The 1,205-nt window shown below is 67.7% G+C and carries 1 pseudogene; it reads right to left on the bottom strand.

The features are described from left to right. Positions 1-1,153 (bottom strand): annotated as a pseudogene (locus tag FXF52_RS41060) (IS3 family transposase); the annotation flags it as partial. Between the last annotated feature and the right edge of the window lie 52 nt (positions 1,154-1,205).

Raw genomic sequence — 1,205 nt, 5'->3', positions numbered from 1 at the left:
TCGCCGTGCAGGCGGCGGTTGTTGTACCAGTCGATGTACTCGACGGTGGCCATCTCCAGGTCGTCGAGTCCGCGCCAGGGGCCTTTGTTGCGGACGAGTTCGGCCTTGTACAGGGAGTTGAAGGCCTCGGCCATCGCATTGTCGTACGAGTCGCCCTTGGAACCGACGGAGGCGACGGCGCCGGCCTCGGCCAGCCGCTGGCTGTAGCGAATCGCTCGATACTGGACTCCGCGGTCGGAATGATGGACGAGTCCGCCCAGGTCAGCGCCTTGATTCTCGCGGCGCCACATCGCCATCTTCAACGCGTCGAGAGCCAAATCTGTGTACAGCGACGTGGACACCTGCCAGCCGACGATCATGCGGGAGAACACGTCGAGGACGAACGCGGCGTACACCCAGCCCACGCTGGTGCGCACGTAGGTCAGGTCGGCGACCCACAGCTGGTTCGGGCCCGCTGCGGTGAAGTCCCGTCTGACCAGGTCAGCAGGGCGGCTGGTCTCGGCTGCCGGGCGGGTCGTGCGCGGCGACTTGTCGCGCAGCAGCCCACGCAGCCCGGACTCACGCATCAGCCGCTCGACCGTGCACCGGGCCACCCGCACGCCGCGTCGGTGCAGCTCGTGCCAGACCTTGCGGGCGCCGTAGACGCCGTAATTCTCCGCGTGGATCCGCTCGATCATCGCGGTCAGCTCCTCGTCGCGCCGACAGCGGGTACTGGCCGGGCGGGTCTTGGCGGCGTAGTAGGTCGACGGTGCGATCTGTGCCGGCGTGTCTTCGAGCGCCCGCAGGACCGGCTGGACACCGTGTTCGGCCTTCTGGGAGTCGACGAAGTCGACCTTCATCGCGACGGACGGTCCAGCTCCGCCGCGAAGAAACTCGCTGCGGACTTCAGGATCTGGTTCGCCCGCCGCAGCTCACGCACCTCCCGTTCGAGGGCGGCGATGCGTTCGGCGTCGCTGCTGGTAGTGCCCGGCCGCTCCCCGGCGTCGGTCTCGGCCTTCTTCACCCACGTGCGCAACGCCTCCGGATGAACCCCGAGCTGACCGGCGATCCGCCGGATCGCTCCCACCGCGGCAGCCGGATCCCGGCGGGCCTCGACCGCCAACCGAGTCGCACGCTCACGCAACTCATCGGGGTACTTCTTCGGTGCAGGCATCGCTGCTGTTCCTCCCAGGTTTCGATATCTCCATCAAACCCGGTGCGGAACA

It is taken from the genome of Micromonospora sp. MP36 (genome assembly GCF_008119785.1).
In the GTDB taxonomy this organism is placed as follows: Bacteria; Actinomycetota; Actinomycetes; order Mycobacteriales; family Micromonosporaceae; genus Micromonospora.
Note: the sequence above shows the minus strand (reverse complement) of the source record. Positions and strands in the feature narration are given on the sequence as shown.